The sequence below is a fragment of the Caulobacter sp. GW821-FHT09A05 genome, from assembly GCF_059418465.1.
In genome coordinates, this window is sequence record NZ_JBWKPX010000060.1 from 1 (window position 1) to 2669 (window position 2669).

General features: G+C 68.5%; 2 protein-coding genes. Both read left to right on the plus strand.

Going from position 1 to position 2669, the window contains the following annotated elements; translation table 11 throughout:
- A partial coding sequence (gene cysD, locus AC07NX_RS26155) for a sulfate adenylyltransferase subunit CysD (protein WP_494646038.1) occupies positions 1-834 on the plus strand: 834 nt, incomplete at its 5' end.
- Positions 835-2669 (plus strand): sulfate adenylyltransferase subunit CysN (gene cysN, locus AC07NX_RS26160; RefSeq protein WP_494646040.1); only part of this gene is annotated, 1835 nt, incomplete at its 3' end. It abuts the gene before it with no gap.

The following is a 2669-nucleotide window of genomic DNA, read 5'->3' on the forward strand; positions in this document are numbered from 1 at the left end:
GAGTGCGAGAAGCCGGTGATGCTGTACTCGATCGGCAAGGACAGCGCGGTGATGCTGCACCTGGCGGCCAAGGCGTTCTATCCGTCCAGGCCGCCGTTCCCGCTGCTGCACGTGGACACCACCTGGAAGTTCCGGGCGATGTACGAACTGCGCGACACCATCGCCCAGCAGCTGGGCTTCGAGCTGCTGGTCCACAAGAACCCGGACGCGCAGGCGCGGGGGATCAACCCGTTCGACCACGGCAGCGCCCTGCACACCGACCTTTGGAAGACCGAGGGCCTCAAGCAGGCCCTGGCCAAGCACGGCTTCGACGCGGCGTTCGGCGGGGCGCGCCGCGACGAGGAGAAGAGCCGGGCCAAGGAGCGGGTGTTCAGCTTCCGCACCGCCGAGCAGCGCTGGGACCCCAAGGACCAGCGGCCCGAGCTGTGGAAGCTCTACAACACCCGCAAGCATCCGGGCGAGAGCCTGCGGGTGTTTCCGATCTCCAACTGGACCGAGCTGGACGTGTGGCAATACATCCACCTGGAGGCCATCCCGATCGTGCCGCTGTACTTCGCCGCCGAGCGGCCGGTGGTCGAGCGCGACGGGTCGCTGATCATGGTCGACGACGAGCGCTTCCGCCTGCGGCCCGGCGAGGTCCCGCAGATGAAGAGCGTGCGGTTCCGCACCCTGGGCTGCTACCCGCTGACCGGGGCGGTGGAGAGCCATGCCGCCACCCTGCCCGAAGTGATCCAGGAGATGCTGCTGACCACCACCAGCGAGCGCCAGGGCCGGGTCATCGACCATGACCAGTCCGCCTCGATGGAGAAGAAGAAGCAGGAAGGCTATTTCTAGATGACCGCCGCCGCCCCCGTCACGGCCGACAAGGCCACGGTCTACAAGCCCTCCGACCTGATCGCCGACGACATCGACGCCTATCTGGTCGCCCACCAGCACAAGTCGCTGCTGCGCTTCATCACCTGCGGGTCGGTGGACGACGGCAAGTCGACCCTGATCGGCCGGCTGCTCTACGACAGCAAGATGATCTTCGAGGACCAGATGGCGGCCCTGGAGGCCGACAGCCGGCGGGTGGGCACCCAGGGCGGGGCGATCGACTTCGCCCTGCTGGTCGACGGCCTGGCCGCCGAGCGCGAGCAGGGCATCACCATCGATGTCGCCTATCGGTTCTTTTCCACCGACAAGCGCAAGTTCATCGTCGCCGACACCCCCGGCCACGAGCAGTACACCCGCAACATGGTCACCGGCGCCTCGACCGCCGACGCCGCGGTGATCCTGATCGACGCCCGCAAGGGGGTGCTGACCCAGACCCGCCGCCACTCCTACCTGGTCAAGCTCCTGGGCATCCGCCACGTGGTGCTGGCGGTCAACAAGATGGACCTGGTCGGCTGGGACCCGGCGGTGTTCGACGCCATCGTCGCCGACTATCGCGCCTTCGCCGACCAGATCGGCCTGCAGACCTTCACCCCGATCCCGATCTCGGGCCTGACCGGGGCCAACATGGCCAGTCGCGGCGAGGACTCGCCCTGGTATTCCGGTCCGATCCTGATGGACTGGCTGGAAGGCGTCGAGGTCGAGGACGACCTGCGCGGCCAAGCCTTCCGCATGCCCGTCCAGTGGGTCAACCGGCCCAATCTCGACTTCCGGGGCTTCTCGGGCCAGATCGCCGCCGGGACGGTCAAGCCCGGCGACCGGGTCAAGTCCCTGCCCTCGGGCCGCCAGAGCACCGTGGCCCGCATCGTCGCCAAGCCCGACGACCTGGCCGAGGCCTATGCCGGCCAGTCGGTGACCCTCACCCTGGCCGACGAGATCGACGTCAGCCGCGGCGACGTCCTGGTGGCCGCCGACGACCCGGTCGCCGTGGCCGGCCAGTTCGAGGCCACCGTGGTGTGGATGGACGACGAGCCCCTGCCGCCGGGCCGCGCCTACCTGCTGAAGATCGGGACCCGCACGGTCGGGGCCAGCGTCACCGAGATCAAGCACCGGGTCAACGTCAACACCCTGGAGCACCTGGCGGCCAAGAAGCTGGAGCTCAACGAGATCGGCCTGGTCAACCTGTCGCTGGACCAGGCCATCCCGTTCGAGCCCTACGCCCAAAACCGCGACCTGGGCGGCTTCATCCTGATCGACCGGATCAGCAACCGCACCGTCGGGGCCGGGCTGATCAACTTCGCCCTGCGCCGGGCCGACAACATCCACTGGCAGCACACCGACGTCAGCAAGGCCTCGCGGGCGGCCCTGAAGGGCCAGCGCGGCCGGGTGGTGTGGCTGACGGGCCTGTCGGGGGCGGGCAAGTCGACCATCGCCAACCTGGTCGAAAAGCGCCTGCACGCCCTGGGCCGCCACACCTATCTGCTGGACGGCGACAATGTCCGCCATGGCCTCAACAGGAACCTGGGCTTCACCGAGGAGGACCGGGTCGAGAACATCCGCCGCGTGGCCGAGGTGGCCAAGCTGATGGTCGACGCCGGCCTGATCGTCCTGACCGCCTTCATCTCCCCCTTCCGGGCCGAGCGCCGCCTGGCCCGCGAGATCCTGGCCGACGGCGAGTTCGTCGAGGTCTTCGTCGACACCCCCCTGGCCCTGGCCGAGCAGCGCGACGTCAAGGGCCTCTACAAGAAGGCCCGCGCCGGGCAGCTGAAGAACTTCACCGGCATCGACAGCCCCTACGA